Source organism: Aquimarina atlantica, from assembly GCF_000626715.1.
Taxonomy (GTDB): domain Bacteria; phylum Bacteroidota; class Bacteroidia; order Flavobacteriales; family Flavobacteriaceae; genus Aquimarina; species Aquimarina atlantica.
Genome location: NZ_AQRA01000002.1, coordinates 262,267 through 287,215, shown reverse-complemented (window position 1 = coordinate 287,215; position 24,949 = coordinate 262,267). Strand labels below are relative to the sequence as shown.

Sequence of the window (24,949 nt, the reverse complement as noted above, 5' to 3'; positions counted from 1 at the left end):
TAATTGTCTCATGAAACTCTTAACGATTAAAATAATGATACTAAAAGGTTTAAAAATCATTTAAATCGTATCCAGTTTCGTAAATAATTGATAGAGTTAATAATCTTCGCAAAAGAACGAATCTTTATGCATGCATAGTTTATTTAAATGTTAAATTTTAAGCAGATTTGTATTATAGTTTTTAAGATAATTTTTTTTTGTACCATATTGATTATTAATCAATTGAAGATATTAAAAAGTTATTAACTAAGAAATTGTTAATTAAAAATTGACATGATGTTGCAACATTTGATAAAAAAAACGTCTAAAGCTTGAAAAATAGACGCTAAATATATTAGTGTTAACATATTACTAGTGCCAAAAAGAGAACAAGTTTTAAATCAATTTATGATTACAAATTGATTTAAAACTTGTTTTTTATTTTCTGAAAACAGATTTATTATTCAGATTTCTTTAAATACCGTTGTAAAAGTGCATTTGTTGATGAATCATGTTCTTTAACTTCATGACTATTGATTTCGGATAAAATGGTAGAAGCTAATTGCTTACCTAATTCTACACCCCACTGATCATAGCTAAAAATATTCCATATAATACCCTGAACAAAAATACGTTGTTCATACATAGATACTAATGCTCCTAGACTTTTAGGAGTAAGGGTATCAATTAAAATGGTAGTAGTAGGTTTGTTACCTGCAAATACTTTAAAAGGCACTAGTTTTTTTAGTGTTTTTTCAGAAGTATTTATTGCATTTAATTCCTGAAGCACTTCTTCTTGTGTTTTGCCATTCATCAAAGCTTCTGTTTGTGCAAAAAAGTTGGCCATTAATTTATTTTGATGGTCCTGATCTCCAAATAGTGAGTGTTTAAAGCCAATAAACTCTACAGGAATTAATTTTGTCCCTTGATGAATCAATTGAAAAAAGGCGTGCTGGGCATTGGTGCCTGGTTCACCCCAAATAATCGTACCCGTTTGGTAATTAATAGAGTTGCCATTGCGATCGATACTTTTTCCGTTACTTTCCATAATACCTTGCTGCAGGTAAGCCGGTAATCTATGTAAATATTGAGAATATGGGATGATAGCTTCACTTTCTACGTTGAAAAAATTATTATACCATATACTAAGCATTCCTAAAATTACCGGAATATTTTCTTCAAAAGGAGTGTTCTTAAAATGCTCATCCATTTCATAAGCGCCTGCTAGCAGCGCCTCAAAATTTTCATAACCTATGGATAAACATATCGATAGTCCAACTGCACTCCATAAAGAAAAACGACCACCAACCCAATCCCATAGTGGAAAGATATTTTCTTCTGCGATCCCAAAATTAGTTACATTAGAAATATTACTCGATACAGCTACAAAATGATTTCCTACAGCTTCTTTTGGTGCATTTTTGGTAAACCAATTTCTTGCTGTTGTAGCATTAGATATCGTTTCTTGAGTAGAAAAAGTTTTAGATACAACTACGAATAAAGTAGTTTCTGGATTTAAATTTTTTAAGTTTTGATGAACATGATCTCCATCTACATTAGAAATAAAATGTAGATTAAGATGATTTTTATAATACCCTAAGGACTCTGTAATCATAGCAGGACCAAGATCAGACCCTCCAATACCAATATTTACAATATCGGTAAAATTTTTGCCTGTATATCCTTTAAGATTTCCTGAAATAACCTGATGACTAAAGGACTTTATTTTTTCTTTTACACTTGTAACTTCTGAAATTATATTTTTACCATCAATGGTAATTTGATGTGTCGATGGTGTTCTAAGAGCAGTGTGTAGAACGGCTCTGTTTTCTGTTTCATTGATAGTGTTTCCATCAAAATAATGTTGTATAGCTTCATCAAGTTTTACTTCTCTGGCAAGATCTAATAACAATTTTTTTGTAGTCTCATCTATTCTGTTTTTAGAATAATCTACGTAAAAATCCTTCCATTCAATCGACAAAGCAGTAGCACGATCTGGATGTTGTTTGAAAAGATCTTTAAGATGTGTTTTTTTTATAGTTTCATAATGAGATTGTAATGCTTCCCAGGCTTTTGTGGTGGTTGGGTTAATAGTTGGTAATGTCATGATTTATAAAATTTCCAGTGGTTTTTGTGGTGTAAAAGAAATACTGTCTAGTTCGGTCTTTAATGGTTCGATGTGGTTATAAAATCCTTGTTTAAGACTGTCGGCTAATGGTTTTGAAGCCGGTAAATCTTGTTTGAATGGGTCTACTTCTTTTCCGTTTTTCCAGAATCTGTAACATACGTGAGGACCTCCTGTATTACCTGTCATTCCAATGTACCCTATAACATCTCCTTGTTTTACGAATTCACCCACTTTTACAGCTTGCCTGCTCATGTGTAGATATTGAGTATCATAAGTAGCATTATGTCTTATTTTTACATACTTGCCGTTTCCACCTTTGCGTTCGGATTTGGTTACAATACCGTCTGCGGTGGCTAGTATAGGAGTGCCTATAGGAGCTGCAAAATCAGTACCTCTATGTGGTCTTATTTTATAGCCATAGTATTTGATTCTACGTTTAAGGTTATATCTAGACGAAATTCTACTAAATTTAACTGGAGCGGTAAGAAATGCTCTACGCAAATTATTAGCTTCCTCATCATAATAGTCAACAGAATTATTGATAGAATCATCCATAAACCTAAAAGCATAAATTGGTTTACCTCTGTGCTCAAAATATGATGCTTTAATTTGGTCAACTCCGGCAGGAATAGTGTCATCAATAAATCTCTCAGTATAAATTACCTTAAATCTATCTCCGGCTTGTAATCTTGTGAAATCAATAGTCCAGGCATAAATATCTGCCATATTATATGCAACCAGAAAATTAAGGTCCATATCATCAAATGTCTGCATTAAACTACTGTTTATAATTCCAGAAGCAGTTTTTTCAACCAGTGTTACCGGTTTTTTGTTTTTTTTGGCAATGATACTATCTCTAAAATCGATTACAGTATAATCGATTTTATTATTTTGATATACAAACACCTGTGCTTTTTCTGTGGTATCTTTTGATTTAAGAAGCATATAAGGTTTTCCGGCCTGAATCTTAGCTACATTAAAAGTGTCTTTAATTGTATTGGTAATCTCGAATACTCTAGTTCTGCTTATACCATGAGTATCCATGATAGCACCAAAACTATCTCCGGGACGAATAGTGTCTTTAACAACGTTAAAATCATTTAGGACATAACCAAATTCGGTTATAACAGGAGGTGTTTTTTCTTCCTCGACAATTTCGGGAACAATAATTTTTGCTTCTTTTTTTTCTTTCTTACATGAAAATACTACTACTGCTATAAGTAGTAAATAACCTATTTGCTTCAACTGACGACTATTTTATTTTGCGGTATTAAATTGATGAGTGACCCATTGTTGACCCCAGTTTTCTTTTTCTTCCTTGGTCCAAAGATTAGGAAAAAACATAATCCTTTGAAAACTTGGAGGTAAGAAATTTTTCCAGTTTGTTCCTCCCGTAGCCAAAACTTCACCTTTCTCTTTATTGAGATATCTATAGGCTGCACCCATGTGCATTAATAACCAATTAACATTCACATTAGTGTCAAAAGTACGTAATGCTTCGATAAGGAGCACATTATTTTGCTCTTTTTCTGGTAGTTCGAGGTATTTATGAAAAATAGTGCTGTGTTGTACTTGGTGAGCAATACGCATCATTCTTGGTGTATATCGATATTCGAATTGCTTAAGTGTAAGTGTTTTTTCGCCAGTTTCTTTATCGGTAGCACCAGATTTCCAATATAGATGTTCAAATACTTCTTCTAGAGCATCTTTTTCAGAAAACATACTTCTTTCTTTGGTGCTCACGAGGTTTGCCAGAGGGGTCGAATATATCTCGATCAACCTGAATTGCACAGATTGAAAACCGCTTGCAGGCAGAAGAGACATTCGATATTTAAGAAACTGTTCTCGGTCCATTCCTCTAATCATGACATCAAAAGAATTGATCAAAACTCTGAAATAACGATTTACTCGATCGATTTTAGCAGTAAAAAACGCTGCATTTTGTAATTTATCATCAATAATTTGCTTTAGCTCGTGTATAATGAGTTTAAAATAGAGCTCTGTAATTTGATGATAAGTGATGAAAATTTCTTCATCGGGAAAATGTGTTCTAGGGATTTGTAAACTTAATAAAGTATCCAAATGTATATAGTCCCAATAGGTTAAATATCGATCATGAAGCAGGCCATCTAAATATGATCCTAAATCCTGGCCAGAATTTTTAAATTTTTTTTCTAGTTGCTTTATTTTTTCTGCAATCTCTGGTTGTATAGATTCATTCATTAATCTACTATAATTTTAAATGGGTGCTTAAGTCCTTTAAACGCATCTAAATCTGCTTTTATCGAACCAACAAGAATATCAGCTTTTATTCTTACAGGCATTCGATTGTCATCATCACTAACCCATACAGTCATACTTTCTTCTTCTTTAAAAACTCTATCTGCCTGAACATAAGGTCTAAATTTTAAACATGCAATTTTACCCATTTTGGTTTTAATTACTTCTCGTCCTAAGAATTTTAACTTAAAACGATAGCTTTCATTATCAAAAAACATATTTACATACTGTTCGTCTCCTTTTTTTAGAGAAGATGTATTAATATTATTACGCAAGTAGTAAAAAGAAGACATCATATCCTGTACATCAGATTGTATAGGATAAGACTTTTTTGTATTGTATTTTTTGTTGAAGACTAATGCTTTGTTTTCATTATGATCGAAGTTAATTTCTATATTCTTGGTATGTCCTCCTTCATTTATTTTTCGAATAAAACGATATGGTTTTACTCTATCGATATCAATATAAGTTTCATAATAATCTTCTACTTTAAAAAAGACACTTAAAAAACCAGATGATTTACCTGTACCAATTATATGATGTACTGGTCTCCCATTTAACTGTTCTTTTTTAATTTCAAGTGTAGCATAACTAGCGGTAAAAAGGCCATAATGAATTCTAAACTTAAACCATTCTCCAGAATCAAATGCTTTATGGCTATCTTGAGCAAAAGTAGGAACTATACTTGTTATCAAAAACAATATTATGATGTACTTTTTCATAGTTTAGGGCATTGTTATTATTTAATATATCTAATTAATTACAATATCCATTCCAAAAATACTATTTAATATGAAGAGATAAAAATGAATGTTGTTATCTAATCTAAAAATATAAACAAAAAAAAGAGAGCCACCACAGCTCTCTTCTTTACTTTTATTAACCAACTAAAAACTTAAATTATGAGAATAATTATTGTTTTAGATATAGGCAGTAACCACTCCACCTATATTTGCAAAAATGGACTTTTTTTGAATAATTATCAAACGAAAACGTTTTTTTATTATGAAATTTAACAAAAGTTTATATCGTTTGCTGTGAAAAATGCATTTTTCACAAAAATCAAAAAAAGCTTTAATCAATAAAAAAGAGTATGTTTTAGCTGCTTTTTTAACCAGAAACTTCATAGCCTCGAGATGAGATTTGATATCACTTCTCGCAAGTATAGACTGATTTGTTTTTAATTAAAAAAGGCAAACCCACAATTTATCTAATTTATAGGATCGTATTGTTTTACGACCTGATCTATTTTTCCAAAAATAGTCTCTCCTTTTTTATTTTTCATTTCGATTTCGATACGATCGTCAAAACTCATAAAAGGAGTAGATGGTTTCCCGTCTTTTATAATTTCTAAGCATCTAACTTCTGCCAAACAGCTTGATCCATTGGGGCTACCTTGATTTGCAACAGTACCAGATCCTATTACAGATCCAGCCATTAAAGATCTTGATTTGGCTGCATGAGCAATTAATTGACCAAAATCAAAAGTCATATCTATTCCTGCGTTAGGAGATCCTATAACTTTAGAATTTAGCGTAGAGATTAATGGCAGATGTACTTTGGCATTACTCCAGGCATCATCTAGTTCGTCTGGTGTAACTACTACTGGAGAAAATGTAGTCCATGGTTTTGATTGATAAAACCCAAATTGTTTAGCCAATTCGTTAGGGATTAAATTTCTTAATGAAACATCATTAATAATTGCCACAAGTTTAATATGCTTTTGCGCATTTTCTGCATTTACACCAGCAGGAACATCATCTGTTATTACTGCAACTTCAGATTCAAAATCTATTCCCCATTCTTCTTTTTCAATTTTAATATCTTCATTTGCTCCAATAAATGCATCAGAAGCTCCCATATACATTAAGGGATCGGTCCAGAACGTCTCTGGTAATTCGGCATTTCTTGCTTTTCTTACGAGTTCTACATGAGTAACATAAGCACTACCATCTGCCCAATGATATGCTCTGGGGATGGCAGCCATTGCTTCTTTCGAATCAAAATCAAAAGTATTTGATAGTGTATTGTTTTGTAACTGATCGTACACCTTTTCTAGTTTAGGAGAAATATCATCCCAATTATCTAAGGCTTCCTGCATGGTATGAGCAATTTCAGGAACTTTTACAGCTTTGGTAAGATCTCTGCTTACTACAACTAGTTGCCCGTCTCGGCTATTATTTTTTATTGTTGCTAATTTCATTGTATTGTTTTTCTTAAAAGTTTAATGACCTCTATGAAATTTCATTTAAGGGAAATCATTTTTATGAGAAACTTTTGTTTGATTTTTAGAAATATTATACCATAGATTATATATACCAACTTAAAAGATGAGTTTTAAGTAATTGGTATATATAATATGGCAAGAAAATAATAAATCTATTTTCTTAAAATATAGTGTTAAGCTATTTTATAATGTACCTCTTTGTTCTTGTTCTCTTTCGATGGCTTCGAACAATGCTTTAAAATTACCTTTACCAAAGGATTGAGCTCCTTTACGCTGTATAATTTCAAAAAACATTGTTGGGCGATCTAAGACTGGTTTGGTAAAAATCTGAAGTAGATACCCTTCATCATCCCGATCGATAAGAATTCCTAATTCTTTAAGTGGTGCAAGATCTTCATCGATTTCACCAACTCGATCCAAAACAGTTTCATAATAACTAGCTGGGACAGTAAGGAATTCTATTCCTCGATTCTGAAGAGCAGAAACAGTTTCAATAATATTATCGGTAGCTAGTGCTATGTGTTGTACTCCGGCACCATTATAAAACTCAATATACTCTTCAATTTGAGATTTTTTTCTTCCTTCGGCAGGCTCATTTATAGGAAACTTTATACGCCCGTTACCGTTGCTCATTACCTTACTCATTAAGGCTGTATATTCTGTAGAAATATCTTTATCATCAAAAGATACTAATTGTGCAAATCCCATAACTTTGGCATAAAACTCACACCATTTGTTCATCTCATTCCATCCTACATTACCCACCATATGATCTATATATTTAAGACCAGTAGTTTCTGTTTTGTATGGTTTGTTCCAGGCCATATACCCAGGTAAGAATACTCCGTTATAGTTTTTTCGTTCAACAAAAACGTGTACAGTTTCTCCATAGGTGTGGATTCCTGAGAATACAACACGACCGTTTTCATCTTCTTCAACGGTGGGTTCCATATAAGATTTAGCGCCTCGTTTTACGGTTTCTTCATAGCTTTTGGTAGCGTCATCAACCCATAAAGCAACAACTTTTACAGCATCACCATGAGCATTGATATGTTTGTTAATATCTCCATCTGGTTGTAGAGGAGAAGTGAGAACCAATCGTATTTTATCTTGTTGTAATACATAAGAAACGCTATCCTTGCGTCCTGTCTCTAATCCGGAATAGGCTATAATTTGAAAACCCCATGCTGCTTGGTAATAATAGGCAGCTTGTTTAGCATTACCTACATAGAGTTCTACATAATCTGTTCCTAATAGCGGCAAAAAATCTTCTGCTTGAGGAACTATTTTTTCTAAGTTCTGAGGTGTTATATTGGTCGACATAATGTTTTTAAATAATATAGTTAAAAAATGAATCAGTGAGAAAAAGGTATTTGTAATTTTCTCGAATCGGTTAGTTTAAAAACATTACCACATGGCTCTTAGATGCGCTGTAATATCTTTCCTGTAATTTAGCATGACAAATTATCTTTTTTAAAGCTATTTTGGTTATAAAACATTTTCTAATAGTTACTCAAGCCAGGATTTATGGTAATCTTCATCGGCTATTTTCATAGCTTCTTCGGTAACCATAAGAGGTTTAAAGGTATCTACCATAACAGCTAATTCATCAGTTTTGGTTTTTCCAATACTTCGTTCTACTGCCCCGGGATGAGGACCGTGTGGTATACCTGCAGGATGTAAGGAAATATGCCCTGCATCAATATCGTTTCTACTCATAAAATCACCATCTACATAGTATAACACTTCATCACTATCTATATTACTATGATTATAGGGTGCAGGAATACTTTCTGGGTGGTAATCATATAATCTTGGTACAAAAGAGCAAATTACAAAAGCATCGGTCTCGAATGTTTGGTGCACTGGTGGTGGTTGATGTATTCTACCAGTAATAGGTTCAAAATCGTGTATTGAAAAAGCATAAGGAAAATTAAATCCATCATATCCTACTACATCAAATGGGTGTGTAGCATAGATCATATCAAAAATTTCGTCCTGCTTTTTTACCTTAATTAAAAAATCTCCTTTTTCATCATTAGTTTCTAATTCATAAGGAGCTCTGATATCACGCTCGCAAAAAGGAGAGTGTTCTAGTAATTGCCCAAACCAGTTGCGGTATCTTTTTGGCGTATAAATTGGTCTTCTTGATTCTACAATAAACAAACGATTGTCAGAAGTATCAAAATCAAGTTTGTAAATAGTTCCTCTGGGAATTAATATATAATCTCCATATTTAAAATCCAGATTACCTAAGTGGCTTCGAAATTTTCCACTTCCACGATGAATAAAAATTAATTCATCGGCATCAGTATTTTTATAGAAATAATCTGAAGTAGATTCCTGTGGAGCAGATAAAATAATACTTGCATCGCTATTGGTTAATACATTTTTTCTGCTTTGTAGATAATCTTTTTCTGGATTGACTTTGAAGCCGTGAAATCTATAAGATTTGATATTATTTTTTATTGCTACTTTGGGAGCTACACTATAGCTTCCTTTAATTTCTTTTACTTGTGTTGGTCTATGACAATGGTATAAATTGGTCGACATTCCGTCAAAACCGATTGTTCCAAATAATTGTTCATAATATAAATTACCATCAGGTTTTTTAAAGATGGTGTGACGTTTTGGAGGGATTTCTCCAAGAGTATGATAAAAAGGCATGATGTTGCAAATTTAAAATATTAACTACTTTTTTTAATAAGACAATAATAAATAGGGGCTCTACCTTATTCGGGATTTCGCTTAATAAGGTAGTGTAGTAGTAATAATAAATCCTGCCAAAACAAGTTCATAACATTACAAATATCGTAAATATTTCTATTCTTTCGCAGTATAATTTTTTAAAACCAAAAACCGACACTAAAAAACCAGTTACTTTCGTCTATTTCTGGAGAGTAAGAATATTTGACCTGTATTGGTCCTGCAAAGGTATCCAGGCCATACCCCAAGGCATATCCAGAAAATTCTGGATCTTCAAACCATTTCCCGGTACTAAATAGTTTATTGCCTACATTTGCAAAGTTGGCAGATGCGTTAATATGATTCTTTTTAAATATCTCATAATCTATAGATAGTAAAGCTTTTACAAAGCTTTGTCCTGTCATTCCTAAAAAATCATAACCATAAAAAGGAACCAGATTATTAATAGTTTTAGCGCCAAAACCTCCAAGTAGAAAATCGAGAGAATTAAGTGATGTATTGCCAATTTTAGTACCTGCTTCCAGGCTAATATTCATAGAAAGAGCATTGTATAAAGGTGTAGCAAAACCTAGTTGTGCTTTGGTAATTGAGAATTCATCAAAACTTTCTGTAAAATCAGAGGAAAAAAGATAAGTGTGAATATCGCCTTCAAATAAAAATCCACGTTTCGGAAAATATTTATTGTCATATGTATCTAATTTGATATACCCAAACGCACTCCAATAATCACTATCATCAAATACAGTTCTCGGAATTTGATTTTCATCTTCTCCAAATGTTTCAGAAATAATACTAAGGCGTTTATATTCTGCACCCAAGCCAACAGAAAAGGTTTGTTGTAATAAGGTTTCTGCATAGATTTGCGCATTATAGTCGGCATAGTCTACATCAATAGTATTAATATCTAAATCTGGGATTTCTCCAAACCTTCCTATAAAATCAAAATCAATTGCTTTTTTAAAATTAGTATAACGAAATTTTATTCCGGTACTCCAATAAAAACCTTTATCAATATAGTAATCCAGGTTATAACGAATATTATCACCTAAGGCTACATCGGCAGAAAATACATCATTGTCAAATAATAGGCTTTTTCTGGTAACATTAATTAGGGCTGCGGTTTGATATAGATCATCATAATGAAGCGCAAAACGTAATAACATTTTATTGTCACTCTCTTTTACATTAAGTATTAGATGTTTCCCCTCTTTTGTATCAATAAGCTTATGACTTACACGATCAAAATTTCCTGTTGCAGATAAGTTGTTAATACCTTCATTCAACTTTTTGTACGTTGTAATTCTAGGGGTTTTTAGTTTTAACTTCCCTTTGATATAAGCTCTTGTATATCTTTCATTTCCCAAAATAGCTATACTGCTGACTAATATGTTTTCTGAATTTTTAGCAATTGCAGGAGGAGTTGGTCTAGGTTTTTGACGCATGGCAAGTGCCTTGAGCTTTTCATAATTTGCAAATGCAGCTTTTTCTCCATTAGCAATAATTTGATCAACCTGATCAAAAGATATTACCGAAAAATCTGTTATCGAAGGTTTAATATACAGATCTGTTTCAGAAACTTTACTTTTCATAGCTTCATAAGTTCTGAAATTATTGATTTGAAGCATAATATCGGTTACCGAAGTTAGTTGGTCTCTAGACATTAAACTATCTTGCACGTCAATCCCTATAACTATTTCGGCTCCTTTTTCTTTAATTTCTTTAACAGGGTAGTTATTGGTGACTCCTCCATCTGTCATTAGGATTCCATTTAATTCTACAGGGCTAAAAACAGAAGGTAATGCACCACTGGCGGCTACAGCATCGGGCAAATATCCTTTATCCAGAAGTACTTGTTCTCCGGTTTCAATATTAGTAGCCATACAGAAAAAGGGGATTGGAAGATTATTAAAATCGCGTACTTCACTTACATGTGCTGTGAATCTTGAGAATTGGTTATAAAAATTCTGCCCCTTAGATAACCCTTTGGGTAAACCGATTTTAAATTTATCAAAAGGAAGGGTTACGGCATATTTTTCTGAATCTTCTCGTTCATAAAAAGTTTTGGCACTTCTAGGAAGCTCATCTTGTATAAATGCATCAAAATCAACAGCCCTAAAGATAGAGTCGAGTTCTGCTGCGCGATATCCAGAAGCATACAAAGCTCCTACAATAGCTCCCATACTGGTACCACCAATATAATCGATACGTACTCCCGCATCTTCTATTATTTTTAGAGCGCCAATATGAGCAAGTCCTTTTGCACCACCTCCGCTTAAGACTAATCCTATTTTTAGATCTTCTATAGCGGGATCATCATGAATCTCTAAGGGTTGTTTTTCTTGAGACCAAATTATATCAGGAATGAGAAACACTAAAAGTAGTATCCCAGATAAAAAAAATCTTAATGTATTGTGTCTGGCCACGCTTATTCTTTTTTAGAAAGATAATAATTGTACACTTTGGTTGCGCGCGAATCTCCAATCACTTCGCTTAATTCGCGTTTAGAAGCTTCACTTATTCTTTTTACAGATCTAAAGGTTTTTAATAATTCTATAACGGTTTTTTCTCCAATCCCAGGAATTAAATCTAATTCGGTATCTAAAGCAGCTTTGCTTCTTTTTTGCCTATGAAATGTGATTCCAAATCGATGCGCTTCATTTCGTAAATGTTGTATGATTTTTAAGGATTCTGATTTTTTATCTAAATATAGAGGTATAGAATCTCCTGGATAATAAATTTCTTCTAGTCGTTTGGCAATACCAATAATGGTTATTTTTCCTCTTAAGCCTAATTTATCCAGAGCCTTTAATCCCGAAGAAAGCTGTCCTTTTCCTCCATCTACAATTACTAGTTGAGGCAAAGGTTGTTGTTCTTCGGTTAATCGTTTGTAACGTCGATATACAACTTCTTCCATAGAAGCAAAATCATTAGCACCCTCTACTGTCTTTATATTAAACTTTCTATACTCTTTCTTGCTGGGTTTTCCATTTTTAAATACTACGCAGGCAGCAACAGGATTAGTTCCTTGAATATTCGAATTATCAAAACATTCGATATGTCTTGGTTCTTCGGGTAGCCTTAAGTCTTTTTTCATTTGTGCCATCAGACGTTTTGTATGCCGATCAGGATCCATGATCTTGATTTGCTTAAAACGTTCTTGTCTGTGGTATTTTGCATTTCTTAAAGATAAATCTACGATCTTTTTTTTATCCCCTAATTGCGGGATTGTGATTTTTAGACCTTCTCCTACTTCTACATTAAAAGGAACAAATATTTCTTTAGAGGTAGAATTAAAACGTTGACGAAGTTCGATAATAGCAAGTTCTAAAAGTTCTTTATCAGATTCGTCTAATTTCTTTTTAACTTCTGTAGTGTGAGATCTAATTATAGCGCCATAGGACAGTTGAAGAAAATTTATATACCCATAGGATTCATCTGATATGATAGAAAACACATCAACATTACTTATCTTAGGATTCACTACAGTTGATCTTGCCTGATAGTTTTCTAGTATTTGTATTTTTTCCTTAATTCGCTGGGCATCTTCAAACTCCATTTTCTCTGCATGTATCATCATTTGATTCTTAAAACGATTTAGAGAATCCTTAAAATTTCCTTTCACAATTTGACGAATAGCCTCAAGGTTTTCGAGATACTCTTTTTCATCCTGTAATCCTTCGCAGGGCCCTTTGCAATTACCCAAATGATATTCTAAACAAACTTTATATTTTCCGTTATTTATTTTTTCCTGAGATAAATCATAAGTACATGTTCTAAGCTGGTAAAGTTCCTTGATAAGGTCTAAAAGCACATGTACTGTTTTTACAGAAGTATAAGGGCCATAATACTCTGAGCCATCTTTGATAAGATTACGAGTAAGAAATATCCTTGAGAAACGCTCTTTTTTGATGCAAATCCATGGATATGTCTTATCATCTTTGAGCATGACATTAAACCGAGGCAAATATTTTTTAATCAGATTGTTTTCTAGTAACAGAGCGTCTGTTTCTGTTTCGACAACAATATGTTTTATGGTATGAATTTTCTTTACAAGAACCTTAGTTTTATAGTTATCATGATTTTTGGTAAAGTAAGAAGAGACTCTTTTTTTTAGATTCTTTGCCTTTCCTACATAAAGTAATGTGTCATCTTTATCATAATATTGATATACTCCCGGACTGGTAGGTAATATTTTAATTTGTATGTCTAAAGTAGCTTCTTGCATATTCTAATGGTAAAGTTAAGGGTTTACCTGAATTGTAATGCAAATATTAGGAGTTTAAATTTTTGTTAATTACCGTTTGTGTTATGGTTTTCTATTAAATAGAGAGGATGTACTACAATGCTTATTGATTTTTATTACATTAGTAGCCAATATCAATCATATCTTTTGGAGAAAGAAAAGAAAATAATCGGTAGAATTGATAAAGTGGATTTTCCTCTTTTAGAGCTAAAAGGTATCGATGCCAAAATCGATACAGGGGTATATACTTCATCTATTCATTGTATCGATATAAGAGAGATTGATCAAACTTTGCAATGCAGTCTTCTTGATGCAACGCATTCAGAATATAATGGTAAAAAATTTACATTTAAAAATTACGATATTACAGCAGTAAAAAGTAATAATGGAAAAGTAGAAATGCGATATGCCATTAGGACACAGATTATTGTATTTGGTAAAACCTACCCTATAACCCTTACATTATCTTCCCGCGATGATATGCGTTTTCCGGTATTGATTGGACGCAAATTTTTAAGCGGTAAATTTTTAGTTGACCCCCAATTAGAAAATCAGTCTTATAATCAAAATTTGTAATGAACATTAAAATCTTGTCTCGTGGTGCGAGTTTGTATTCTACTAATGCCTTGGTTCAAGCAGCAGTAAAGCGCAAGCATAATGTACAGGTGATAGACCCTCTTAATTGTGATATCATTATTGAAAAACAAAAGCCTGAAATTTATTATCGAGGTAAAAAATTAGATCATGTAGATGCTGTGATTCCCAGAATTGGAGCTTCTATCACTTTTTATGGGACTGCAGTAGTACGCCAGTTTGAGTTAATGAATGTATTTACCACACTTAAGTCACAGGCATTACTACAATCGAGAGATAAACTAAGAAGTTTACAGATATTATCTAAAGCAGGATTGGGACTTCCCAAAACTGTATTTACCAATTATTCTAAAGATGTTTCGGAAGTAATATCTCATGTAGGGGGAGCCCCTCTAATTATTAAATTGCTAGAAGGTACTCAAGGGTTAGGAGTTGTATTGGCCGAAACCAAGACAGCTGCAGAATCTGTGTTAGAAGCTTTTAATGGGTTGCAGGCTCGTGTAATTGTACAAGAATTTATAAAAGAAGCCAAAGGAGCAGATATTAGAGTTCTTGTTGTTGATGAACAGGTCGTTGGAGCTATGAAACGACAAGGAAAAGAAGGTGAGTTTCGATCTAATTTACATAGAGGAGGTAGCGCATCAGTAATTACCCTTAGTGAAGAAGAAGAGCAAGCAGCTATAAAGGCGGCAAAAGCTTTAAAAATGGGTGTAGCAGGTGTAGATTTGCTACAAAGTGATAGAGGGCCTCTTATTCTCGAAGTTAACTCTTCTCCCGGATTAGAAGGCATAGAAAATGCTACAGGAAAAGATATCGCAAAAACCATTATTCGTTATATTGAAAGAAGTTTATAACACAATGACCAAAGTAACAGAAAAAAATATACTTAATATTCTTGGTAAAGAAGTACTACCTGGTACGAGTACAACTATAAATTTTAATATAGCTAAGTTATATACTTCTACCAAAGTAGAAATACCAATTATCATAGAGAGATCAAAAAAACCAGGCCCTACAGTACTTATTACAGCAGGAATTCATGGAGATGAGATCAACGGAGTAGAAGTTGTGAGGCAAATCATTGCTAGAAAAATCAATAAGCCTGCAAAAGGTAGTATTATATGTATCCCCGTACTTAATGTATTTGGGTTTTTAAGTATGGATCGTTTTTTTCCCGATGGTCGAGATCTTAACAGGGTTTTTCCAGGAACCAAAAATGGATCTCTAGCCAGTCGTTTTGCCTATCAATTTATAAATGATATTTTACCAGCAGCAGATTTTTGTTTAGATTTTCATACCGGGGGTGCCAGTAGATTTAATGCTCCGCATATCAGAGTAGATCCCAAAAATGAAAGATTGATAGAATTAGCAAAGATTTTTAATGCTCCATTTACTCTTTTTTCCAGGAATCTAGAAGGATCATATCGAGCTACCTGTGCCAAGAAGGGAAAAGATATATTGTTGTTTGAAGGAGGGAAATCTCAAAACAGTAGCAAAGAGATAGCAAGAGAAGGAGTGCAGGGAACCATGCGAATATTGGACTACCTGGGGATGCTCAAAACCGAATTCGAAGCTCCGGTTCGAGATTTTGATACTAAAATTGTTGTAAAAAGTGTATGGATGCGCGCAAAATATAGTGGTTTATTACATATTAAAGTGCCCATTGGTAAACATATAGAAAAAGGAGAGGTTATGGCAACAATTACAGATCCTTATGGTAAGATGAGACATGTAGTTAAAGCAAATAATGAAGGATATGTGATAAATGTAAACGAATCCTCAATTGTATATAAAGGAGATGCTATTTTTCGTATAACCAAAGAATTAGTAAATGAATAAAAAAGAACTGCGTACCAAATATAAAACCCTTAGATCACAGTTAAGTAACGAAGAAGTTGAGAATTTAAGTATCGACATAGCAAACCAATTACTCGAGCTGTCTATTTGGGAAAAGTCGTATTATCATATTTTTCTATCAATTCATCAAAAGAAAGAAATCAATACAGAATTTTTGTTGAATATTCTTCTGGGAAAAGATAAAAATGTAATTGTGTCAAAAAGTAATTTTGAGGACAATACATTACAGCATTTTTTGCTCACAGATACTACTGCATTAAAAGTAAATTCTTGGGGAATTCCTGAGCCAGTTGATGGAATCCCGATTCCTGAAGATAAAATAGAAGTCGTTTTTGTACCGTTACTGGCATTTGATCAAAGTGGAAATCGAGTAGGTTACGGAAAAGGATTTTATGATAAGTTTTTGGCAAAATGTAATCCGAATACATTAAAAATTGGTCTTTCTTTTTTTTCTGCTGAAGAAGAAATAGAAAATGTAACTACTGCAGATATACCGCTTGATTTTTGTGTTACTCCAACAAAAGTATATTCGATTAAGAAATAAATTGGGTTTCCTGAATTAAGAAATACTTTTGTATATTTCAATATCTTTAATTTTGTACTCTATAAAAATGCCCCAAAATATAGAAAGCGTTTGTATCATTGATGATGACCTTATTTATATTAATCTAATAAGTAAGATCATTGAACTAAAAAAACTATCAGAATCTGTTTTAGTTTTTAACAATGGTAAAGAAGCTTTAGATTTTTTTCTACAATCTTTACAGCAAGAAGAAAACGAAGAGATACCACAGATTATCTTTTTAGACCTTAATATGCCAGTAATGGATGGTTGGGAGTTTTTGAATGCATTCTCTAAAATCAAAGATCAAATTAGAAAAAAAATTGACCTTTATGTAGTAAGCTCTTCAATAGACTCCAGGGATATAGAACGCGCCAAATCTATTGATATCGTATCAGATTATCTTACCAAACCCATTACGTTGGATGACTTCGAGAGGATATTGATCTAATCAGGATCTACTATTTATTTTTTTGGAAATGCTTTTTTATTAAAAACAATCAATAAGAATACACCAATACTTATTGCAGAATCAGCAATATTAAATACAGGATCAAAGAATGAAAAATGTTTGCCTCCCATAAACGGAATCCAATCTGGTAAAATATCATCATAGAAAGTAAACTGAATCATATCGACTACCTTACCATAAAAAACACTTTCGTAACCACCGCCTTCGGGTAAAAAACTTGCAATCTCTACAGGAGTACTTTCACTAAATAGAATACCATAAAATATAGAATCGATAATATTTCCAAAAGCACCGGCAAAAATCAATGCAATACAAAAAGTAAGGATAGTGGGGCTATTTTTACGAACAGAATCGTATAGCCAATATCCTATTCCGGTGATAGCCACCAATCTAAATAGAGTAAGAACCAGTTTCCCGTAATTTCCAGGAAGTTCAAATCCCCAGGCCATGCCTTTGTTTTCTACAAATATGATACGAAACCAACCAAATACCTCTACACTTTCATGAAGATTAAAATGAGTTTTAATATAAATTTTGGTGATCTGATCAATAAGTAACACTAAAATTATAACTAAAATAGATTTCTTTAAGGACATATAGTACTAGTTTGCTTGGGTGCTAAAAGCGACGGACAAAAATAGTGTTTTATTAGTGAATCTCAAATTTGCAGAGTCCGAAAGACAAATTCGAATGTGTAAATAGAGTAAATCCCTCTTATTTATTAAGGTTTCTTCGATTTTTTTATTATCATTTTATTCTCCTAAATGCTTTTATCAGTACCAACTATATAAAAAAGGTTAACCATCTCATTATAAAATGCTTGAGATGGTTAACCTTTTTCTATACCTAAGTAATTATAATTTTATTGTTTCCTAATGAATATGCTACCACTCACAGTTCCTAGTTTTAATTCGCTTCTTGCATCCCCAAAAGTACCTGTTACTTTACTTCCTACTATCCTATTTTTACCATGATCAAATTTCATGTCTTTATCAGAATAAATCATTCCGGTAACCGTTTCGGCTTTTAATCTGGATTTTGAGACATTAATATCAATATCACCACTTACGGTTTTAAGATTAAGATCTCCGTTATAGTTTTTGATATCGATATTTCCGCTAATGATATCTACAATTAGTTCTCCTTGGTAGTTTTCAGACTCAACATTTCCAGAGATACTTTTTACTCTTAGGGTAGAATTTTTGGGAAGATACATGGTATATGTAGCATCAATGTCTAAATTATTGCAAGGACCCCAATTGTTTTTACTGTTTGATCCACGTTCTTTCTTCCATTTGTCGAATAGATCACCGTAATCTGATGATATATCAAGAACAGATGAGGTATTGTTTATTTTTAAGTTAAAATAGTCGTCAAATTCTCCGCCATTAATACTTACATTGGCTTTTAATGATACGTTGCTTTTATCCCATGTTTTGATAACAATGTCTTGGGCAAATTTAAATTCTACTTTGATTAGATCAGCAGAAGTGGTAAGTTCTTTTTGGATTACTTTTTGCGCTTGCATTTGTAATGAAACAAAACACAGCAGGATGAGTTTTAATACAGTTTTCATGTTCGTTGTTTTTTTGATTAATTGATGACCTCGATTATTTTTTTCTCAGGTAAATATTTCCTGTAGATGACCTTAGTGTAATATCAACTCCACCATTATTTATTTGGGTATTGATAGCTCTTTTACCACTAATTACCTTCATGTTTTTATGTTCAACAGGGAATTTTATATCAAAATCGGTATAAATTTCTCCCATAGAAGTCTTTAATTCTAAGTTTGCCGGAGTATTAGATGGCAGACTTACGTCGATTGCTCCCGTAGCAGATACAATAGAAATTGGTGAACTTTGACTTACTTTATCGAATACAATATTAATTTCACCAGTTGCAGTTTTAGCTACAATAGGGCCAGTAACATTTTTTAATGTAATACCTCCTACATTGGTTCTTGCTTCTATTTCGGAAGAAAACCCGCTAAAAGATAAGCTTCCCAGGTTACTACTTTCTGTAGTAATGTTGATCTCTTTTGGGAGATAAATCTCTAAGGTTTCACTATGCATACCTTTAAGGTTTCTAATGATAAGGGTTTCTCCTTCCTTTTGAACATAGATTCCTATACCTGTGTTATCGCTTCCGCCAGAATATACCGCTTTTAAACCTTTGGCTTTTTCGGGAGTTTCTCTTCCTTCTCCTTTGATTAATACTTCATTTTGGCTGTGAGTTTTTGCTATAACTCCAGATTCTGAGGCTATTTTTACCTTTTTGATTCCTTGTAGAGAGTGTTTGTAATCTTGTGCAGTTAGATTTCCTACTGCTATAAATACTAGTAATGCGATTGCTATTTTCTTCATGATTATTTGTTTTTTGATTGAATTTTTAAATTAAATTTGGTAATCCGATTTTTACCTGATCTTTTACATAATCGGGTGTTTCTTCATTCTGAAGTAATTTTTCCATAGAAGGAACTGCGCGTTTTTCCTGAATGGAAACTAATATTTGAATTAATTCAATTTGTATACCTGGATCTTGTTCAATATCCAAGGCATTGATTAATGCTTTACGAACCATCTCAGCATCCGAAAATTTTGCCAGTGCTTCTGCTGCAGCTAATCGCACATTGCTATGATCGTCATAATGCATTTTATTGATTAAAGCATTTAGGATATCATTTCCGGGTTTTTCAAATTCCTCTGCATAGTTTACGGCTTGTAGGCGTTTGCTCGCAGATTCATTTTCTATTAAAGAAATGGTCATTGTTTGCTTCATTTGATATTTTTCTTTTTCTAATACCGCCATTTCCTCAGAAAGTGATGCGGTGTTTTCTAGTTTTCCGTAGAAATACCCTGAAAAAACAAGTGCAATGGTCGCAGCGATCTGTAAAGCTGTTTTCCATGAACTTTTGGTTTTTGGATTTAAGGATACAATCTTGGGATCGTTAAGGATCTCTTTTTCTTTTCTCAACATTTCTTCAAAGTTCATTTGTAAACTTTGATCCGGAAGTTCCTGAGAAGAAGTATCCTGTATAGCTTCAAAAACGGTTTGAAGTTCTTGTAAGGCTGTTTTGCACTGTTTACAATTTTTGAGATGTGCTTCTATCTTTTGATGTGTTTCCTGATCCAGATTATGATCTATATAATCGATCAGTTGATTTTGTATGTCTTTACAGTTCATAACTATTATATGTTTTGTAAATAATGATCTTTTAATTTATGGATAGCCCGATGCACTTTGGTTTTTACAGCACCTGCTGTAGAGCCTGTAATCTCGGCTATTTCCTGGTATTTTATTCCTTGATATCGATTCATAACAACGAGCTCTTTATCGGTTTTACTAAGTTGATTTAATGCTCGGTATAATTCTTCACTAGTCTCTTTTATTTCAATATGATCTTGTTCTTTTTGCTCTATTTTATATTCAATATTTTCAAAACGCTGAGCGACTGTTTTTTGACTTTGATAATGATCGCTAAATATATTTCTGGCAATCGTATAGATCCATGATGAAAATTTTCCTTTTTTATAAGAGGATCTATATTTAATCGCCTTATAGAAAACTTCCTGTGTAATGTCCTGGCTGATCTCTCGATCTCTCGTCATTTTTAATAAGAAATTAAAGATTTTGATATGGTATCTTTCAAAAAGGATACTCATTACATCCAGGTTGCCATTGGATACCAGAATCATTAATTCTTCGTCAGTTAGATTTTTCAAGATGTTACTCTTTTGGTTGGTTTCTATTACTAATACCTTGTTTTTTAAAAAAGGTTACATTTAATATTAAATAAATTGTAAAAGAATTTAATATAAGATAAAAAAAAGACCTCACTGGTTTAAAAACCGGTGAGGTCAAATCTATAATTATAGATTATTTGTTTGTTTTTAACTCTGCATATTTTTTGCTTCGATACTTAACGTAGCATGCGGAACCAGTTTTAATCGATCAGGATTAATTAATTTTCCTGTTACACGACAAATTCCATATGTTTTGTTTTCGATACGTAATAAAGCATTCTTTAAATCGCGTACAAATTTTTCTTGTCTAATAGCAAGTTGTGTGTTAGCTTCTTTAGACATGGTTTCACTTCCTTCTTCAAATGCCTTAAACGTTGGTGAAGTGTCATCTGTACCGTTATTTCCATCATTTTTATAAGCACTTCTAAGTAATTCCAAATCTTTCTGTGCTTTTTCCATTTTCTCTACGATGATTTCCTTAAACATCGCTAAATCAGCGTCGCTGTACCTTACTTTGATATCTTCTGCCATACTTCTTAATGTTTTTTTATTATCAATTGGGTTGCAATGTCGTCAAACGCAATTTCTGTACCATTTATTACATCTGATGCAAATTCAATTGTCTCGGTTAAGGTTTCATTTTTAATATAATTCTCATTAGTGGCGATAGCTTCTTGAATGGCCTCATTTTCCTGAAAAACAATTTTTATCTTATCAGTCACCTCAAGACCACTATCTTTACGAATGTTTTGAATACGATTTATAAGTTCTCTGGCGATTCCTTCTTTTTTAAGCTCAGGACTTATCGTTACATCCAATGCTACAGTCAAAGCTCCAGAATTTGCTACTAACCAACCTTCAATATCCTGAGAGCTTATTTCTACATCATCGGTACCCAATGTAATAATTTTATCATTAATTTCTATATCAAAATGCCCTGTTTGTTCAAGAATTTTAATAATTTCTTGATCGAAAGACTGTATCTTATTGGCAATCAGTTTCATATCTTTACCAAAGCGAGGGCCTAATGTTTTAAAATTTGGTTTAATTTGCTTTACCAGAATACCTGATGCATCATCTATAAGCTCTATTTCTTTAACATTAACTTCACTTTTTATAAGACCAGCAATGTCATTGATTTCATTCTTTTCTGCTTCATTTAGCACAGGAATCATGATACGTTGTAATGGCTGTCGAACTTTGATTTTTTCTTTTTGACGAAGAGAAAGTACCAAAGAAGATATAGTCTGGGCTTTTTGCATCTTGTGTTCTAAAGATGTATCTACAAAATCCTGATTATACTCAGGAAAATGTGCCAAATGAACACTTTCGAAAGTTTCTTTTTTGGTTCCGGTTATCAAATCTTTATATAATCGATCCATAAAAAATGGTGCTACCGGTGCTCCTAATTTAGCAATCGTAAGCATACAGGTATATAATGTTTGATAAGCAGAAACTTTATCTTTTTGATAATCGCCTTTCCAGTATCTTCTTCTGCTTAGACGTACAAACCAGTTACTTAGATTTTCCTGAACAAAATCAGAGATCGCTCTGGTTGCCTTGGTAGGTTCGTAATCATTATAATAGGTATCTACATTTTTGATCAAGGTATGTAGTTCACTTAGAATCCAACGATCAATCTCTGGGCGTTCTGCTAATGGAATATCTGCTTCAGCATAAGTGAAATTGTCGATATTAGCATATAAAGTGAAGAATGAGTACGTATTATATAGTGTGCCAAAAAACTTACGTCTAACCTCTGCAATTCCTTCAGAATCAAATTTCAAGTTATCCCAGGGATTGGCATTACTAATCATATACCATCGGGTAGCGTCTGGTCCAAAAGTTTTTAACGTCTCGAAAGGATCTGCTGCATTACCAAGTCTTTTAGACATTTTCTGGCCGTTTTTATCTAGTACAAGACCATTAGATACTACATTTTTATAGGCAACATCATCAAAGATCATGGTTCCTATAGCATGTAGTGTATAGAACCATCCACGAGTTTGATCTACTCCTTCGGCAATAAAATCGGCTTTTCTTCCTCCTGCTTCTACCTTTTCCTTATTCTCAAAAGGATAATGCCATTGTGCATATGGCATTGATCCAGAGTCAAACCATACATCGATAAGATCGCTCTCACGTTTCATTGGTTTTCCCGAAGAGGATATCAGGGTAATTTGGTCTACTACATTTTTATGAAGATCAATTTTGTCATAGTTCTCTTCACTCATATCGCCAACAACAAAATCTGAGAATATATCTTTATCGAGTACTCCTGCATTAACAGCCTTAGTCATTTCGGCTTTTAATTCTTCGACAGAGCCAATGATAAGTTCTTCTTTGCCATCTTCTGTTCTCCAAATTGGTAATGGAACTCCCCAGAATCTAGATCGAGATAAGTTCCAGTCATTAGCATTAGCCAACCAGTTACCAAAACGGCCTTCACCTGTTGCTTTAGGTTTCCAGTTAATACCCAAATTAAGTTCATGCATACGATCTTTAAAATCGGTTACTTTGATAAACCATGAGTCTAAAGGATAATATAAGACAGGTTTATCGGTACGCCAGCAATTTGGATAACTGTGTACGTATTTTTCGACTTTAAAAGCTTTATTTTCTATTTTTAGTTTAATGGCTATTTCTACATCTACAGATTTCTCTGGAGCTTCACCATCATCATAATATTCATTTTTAACGTATTTACCGCCCAAATCACCCATTTGTGAGATAAATCGTCCTTGTAAATCTACAGTTGGTACAAGATTATCATTTTCATCCATTACTAATAATGCAGGTACTTCGGGCTTTGCTTGTTTTGCAACAAAAGCATCGTCGGCACCAAAAGTTGGTGAAGTATGTACTATCCCGGTTCCGTCTTCGGTAGTTACAAAATCACCAGCAATAATTCTAAAAGCATTCTCTGGATTATGATAAGGTTGTACATAATCTATAAGTTGCTCATATCTAATATCGACCAAATCTGCTCCTTTGCACCCTTTTAAAATGAAATAAGGAATCTTTTTATCTCCTTCTTTGAAAGTGTTAAGTTCTTCTATAGTTTCTGCCTGCACAAATTTGCCGGCAAATTGCTTTCCTACCAAATTTTTTGCAAGGACAACATGAATCGGCTCAAAAGTATATTGATTAAATGTTTTTACAACTACATAATCAATTTTAGGACCTACTGTTAATGCTGTATTCGAAGGAAGGGTCCATGGAGTTGTCGTCCAGGCCAAAAAGTAAATCGCTTCTTCTATCTCCTGCAAAAATGAAGGTAATGTTTCTTTTTTAGCTTTAAATTGCGCTACAACTGTGGTATCGGTAACATCTTGATATGTACCTGGTTGATTAAGTTCGTGCGAGCTTAGTCCTGTACCTGCTTTGGGAGAGTACGGTTGTATTGTATACCCTTTATATAATAATCCTTTTTTATAGATCTGAGAAAGTAACCACCATACACTTTCCATATATTTAGATTTATAGGTGATATATGGATCGTCCATATCTACCCAATATCCTATTTTTTGTGTAAGATCATTCCAGATATCAGTATAACGCATTACGGCTTTTTTACAAGCTTCATTATACTCTTCTATAGTGATTTTTTTACCAATATCTTCTTTGGTAATTCCTAATTCTTTTTCTACACCAAGTTCTATCGGTAGTCCGTGTGTATCCCACCCGGCTTTACGTTGTACCTGGTATCCTTTTTGTGTTTTATATCGACAAAAAATATCTTTAATCGCACGAGCCATTACATGATGAATTCCCGGTAACCCATTTGCAGAAGGAGGCCCTTCAAAAAAGATAAACGGTTTTGCTCCATCTCGTTCACTAATACTTTTTTCAAATATGGTATTCTGTTGCCAGAAATCCAGTATTTCGTCGGCTACTTTAGGTAAGTCAAGTCCTTTATATTCAGGAAACTTCGTGCTCATTTGATCGTTCTTTCTATTAAGTGTGCGAAAATAAGGATTTTCTGGAAAAAAGAAGGATGAATTTGGGATGTGATATGAAATAATTGTTAGGTAAATATGATTTTTTAACAAAGAATTCAATTTTTCATTGAATTTTTATCGAAAATACATTTGGTACTACTGAAATTAATTTTGAAAGAAACAATTATATAATACCGAATAATGAGATCTCTTT

The 24,949-nt window shown here is 33.0% G+C and carries 21 protein-coding genes; 5 read left to right on the top strand and 16 right to left on the bottom strand.

Features of this window, described 5'->3' with window-relative positions; genetic code table 11:
• Positions 1-439 precede the first annotated feature (439 nt).
• The 9 genes from pgi to uvrC form a co-directional block, all read right to left on the bottom strand.
• Positions 440-2,086: a glucose-6-phosphate isomerase gene (gene pgi, locus ATO12_RS05710; RefSeq protein ID WP_034239975.1), complete on the bottom strand. Its 1,647-nt coding sequence runs from the start codon at positions 2,084-2,086 to the stop codon at positions 440-442.
• A 3-nt stretch (positions 2,087-2,089) separates the two neighbouring features.
• Complete coding sequence (locus ATO12_RS05705; protein ID WP_034239972.1) at positions 2,090-3,352, bottom strand: peptidoglycan DD-metalloendopeptidase family protein; 1,263 nt, start codon at positions 3,350-3,352, stop codon at positions 2,090-2,092.
• A 12-nt stretch (positions 3,353-3,364) separates the two neighbouring features.
• Complete coding sequence (locus ATO12_RS05700; protein ID WP_034239963.1) at positions 3,365-4,330, bottom strand: tryptophan 2,3-dioxygenase family protein; 966 nt, start codon at positions 4,328-4,330, stop codon at positions 3,365-3,367.
• On the bottom strand, positions 4,330-5,109 hold the full coding sequence (locus ATO12_RS05695; protein WP_034239960.1) for a DUF3108 domain-containing protein: 780 nt from the start codon (positions 5,107-5,109) through the stop codon (positions 4,330-4,332). Before ATO12_RS05695 ends, ATO12_RS05700 begins: the two co-directional genes overlap by 1 nt.
• A gap of 488 nt (positions 5,110-5,597) precedes the next feature.
• Positions 5,598-6,590 carry a fumarylacetoacetate hydrolase family protein gene (locus ATO12_RS05690; RefSeq protein ID WP_034239958.1) on the bottom strand — a complete coding sequence of 331 codons (993 nt, stop codon included), beginning with the start codon at positions 6,588-6,590 and terminating at the stop codon, positions 5,598-5,600.
• Positions 6,591-6,797: 207 nt separating this feature from the next.
• Positions 6,798-7,937 carry a 4-hydroxyphenylpyruvate dioxygenase gene (gene hppD / locus ATO12_RS05685; RefSeq protein ID WP_034239956.1) on the bottom strand — a complete coding sequence of 380 codons (1,140 nt, stop codon included), beginning with the start codon at positions 7,935-7,937 and terminating at the stop codon, positions 6,798-6,800.
• Positions 7,938-8,123: 186 nt separating this feature from the next.
• Complete coding sequence (locus ATO12_RS05680) at positions 8,124-9,281, bottom strand: homogentisate 1,2-dioxygenase (RefSeq protein WP_034239953.1); 1,158 nt, start codon at positions 9,279-9,281, stop codon at positions 8,124-8,126.
• A 179-nt stretch (positions 9,282-9,460) separates the two neighbouring features.
• Positions 9,461-11,743 carry a patatin-like phospholipase family protein gene (locus ATO12_RS05675; RefSeq protein WP_117590004.1) on the bottom strand — a complete coding sequence of 761 codons (2,283 nt, stop codon included), beginning with the start codon at positions 11,741-11,743 and terminating at the stop codon, positions 9,461-9,463.
• Positions 11,744-11,745: 2 nt separating this feature from the next.
• Positions 11,746-13,545, bottom strand: coding sequence for an excinuclease ABC subunit UvrC (uvrC, locus tag ATO12_RS05670; protein WP_034239951.1), 1,800 nt, complete (start codon positions 13,543-13,545; stop codon positions 11,746-11,748).
• A 165-nt stretch (positions 13,546-13,710) separates the two neighbouring features.
• Here uvrC and ATO12_RS05665 point away from each other — a divergent pair, with 165 nt between their 5' ends.
• The 5 genes from ATO12_RS05665 to ATO12_RS05645 all read left to right on the top strand — a co-directional run bounded on the left by ATO12_RS05665 (position 13,711) and on the right by ATO12_RS05645 (position 17,027).
• Positions 13,711-14,139, top strand: a complete 429-nt coding sequence (locus ATO12_RS05665; RefSeq protein ID WP_034240449.1) for an ATP-dependent zinc protease family protein — start codon at positions 13,711-13,713, stop codon at positions 14,137-14,139.
• Positions 14,139-15,011 carry a 30S ribosomal protein S6--L-glutamate ligase gene (gene rimK / locus ATO12_RS05660; RefSeq protein WP_034239948.1) on the top strand — a complete coding sequence of 291 codons (873 nt, stop codon included), beginning with the start codon at positions 14,139-14,141 and terminating at the stop codon, positions 15,009-15,011. Before ATO12_RS05665 ends, rimK begins: the two co-directional genes overlap by 1 nt.
• A 4-nt stretch (positions 15,012-15,015) precedes the next feature.
• Positions 15,016-15,996 (top strand): succinylglutamate desuccinylase/aspartoacylase family protein, encoded by a 981-nt coding sequence (locus ATO12_RS05655; protein ID WP_034240446.1) that lies wholly within the window; start codon positions 15,016-15,018, stop codon positions 15,994-15,996.
• On the top strand, positions 15,989-16,558 hold the full coding sequence (locus ATO12_RS05650; protein WP_034239946.1) for a 5-formyltetrahydrofolate cyclo-ligase: 570 nt from the start codon (positions 15,989-15,991) through the stop codon (positions 16,556-16,558). Before ATO12_RS05655 ends, ATO12_RS05650 begins: the two co-directional genes overlap by 8 nt.
• Positions 16,559-16,625: 67 nt before the next feature.
• Entirely contained in the window at positions 16,626-17,027 is a 402-nt protein-coding gene (locus tag ATO12_RS05645; RefSeq protein ID WP_034239944.1) for a response regulator, read from the top strand.
• 14 nt (positions 17,028-17,041) lie between these two features.
• Here ATO12_RS05645 and ATO12_RS05640 read toward each other — a convergent pair whose 3' ends face one another.
• From ATO12_RS05640 to ileS, 7 genes are all read right to left on the bottom strand, one after another.
• Positions 17,042-17,644: a lipoprotein signal peptidase gene (locus ATO12_RS05640; RefSeq protein ID WP_034239941.1), complete on the bottom strand. Its 603-nt coding sequence runs from the start codon at positions 17,642-17,644 to the stop codon at positions 17,042-17,044.
• A gap of 266 nt (positions 17,645-17,910) precedes the next feature.
• The gene (locus ATO12_RS05635; protein ID WP_131248779.1) at positions 17,911-18,624 is read right to left on the bottom strand and encodes a DUF4097 family beta strand repeat-containing protein; all 714 of its coding nucleotides are present in this window, start codon (positions 18,622-18,624) and stop codon (positions 17,911-17,913) included.
• A gap of 34 nt (positions 18,625-18,658) precedes the next feature.
• Positions 18,659-19,414, bottom strand: coding sequence for a DUF4097 family beta strand repeat-containing protein (locus ATO12_RS05630; RefSeq protein ID WP_034239936.1), 756 nt, complete (start codon positions 19,412-19,414; stop codon positions 18,659-18,661).
• Between the two features lie 25 nt (positions 19,415-19,439).
• Entirely contained in the window at positions 19,440-20,234 is a 795-nt protein-coding gene (locus ATO12_RS24635; protein WP_051575636.1) for a HEAT repeat domain-containing protein, read from the bottom strand.
• A gap of 5 nt (positions 20,235-20,239) precedes the next feature.
• Positions 20,240-20,773 carry an RNA polymerase sigma factor gene (locus ATO12_RS05620; RefSeq protein ID WP_081801976.1) on the bottom strand — a complete coding sequence of 178 codons (534 nt, stop codon included), beginning with the start codon at positions 20,771-20,773 and terminating at the stop codon, positions 20,240-20,242.
• A gap of 168 nt (positions 20,774-20,941) precedes the next feature.
• Positions 20,942-21,325 carry a TraR/DksA family transcriptional regulator gene (locus ATO12_RS05615; RefSeq protein WP_025664550.1) on the bottom strand — a complete coding sequence of 128 codons (384 nt, stop codon included), beginning with the start codon at positions 21,323-21,325 and terminating at the stop codon, positions 20,942-20,944.
• A 5-nt stretch (positions 21,326-21,330) separates the two neighbouring features.
• Positions 21,331-24,735: an isoleucine--tRNA ligase gene (ileS, locus tag ATO12_RS05610; protein ID WP_034239933.1), complete on the bottom strand. Its 3,405-nt coding sequence runs from the start codon at positions 24,733-24,735 to the stop codon at positions 21,331-21,333.
• Between the last annotated feature and the right edge of the window lie 214 nt (positions 24,736-24,949).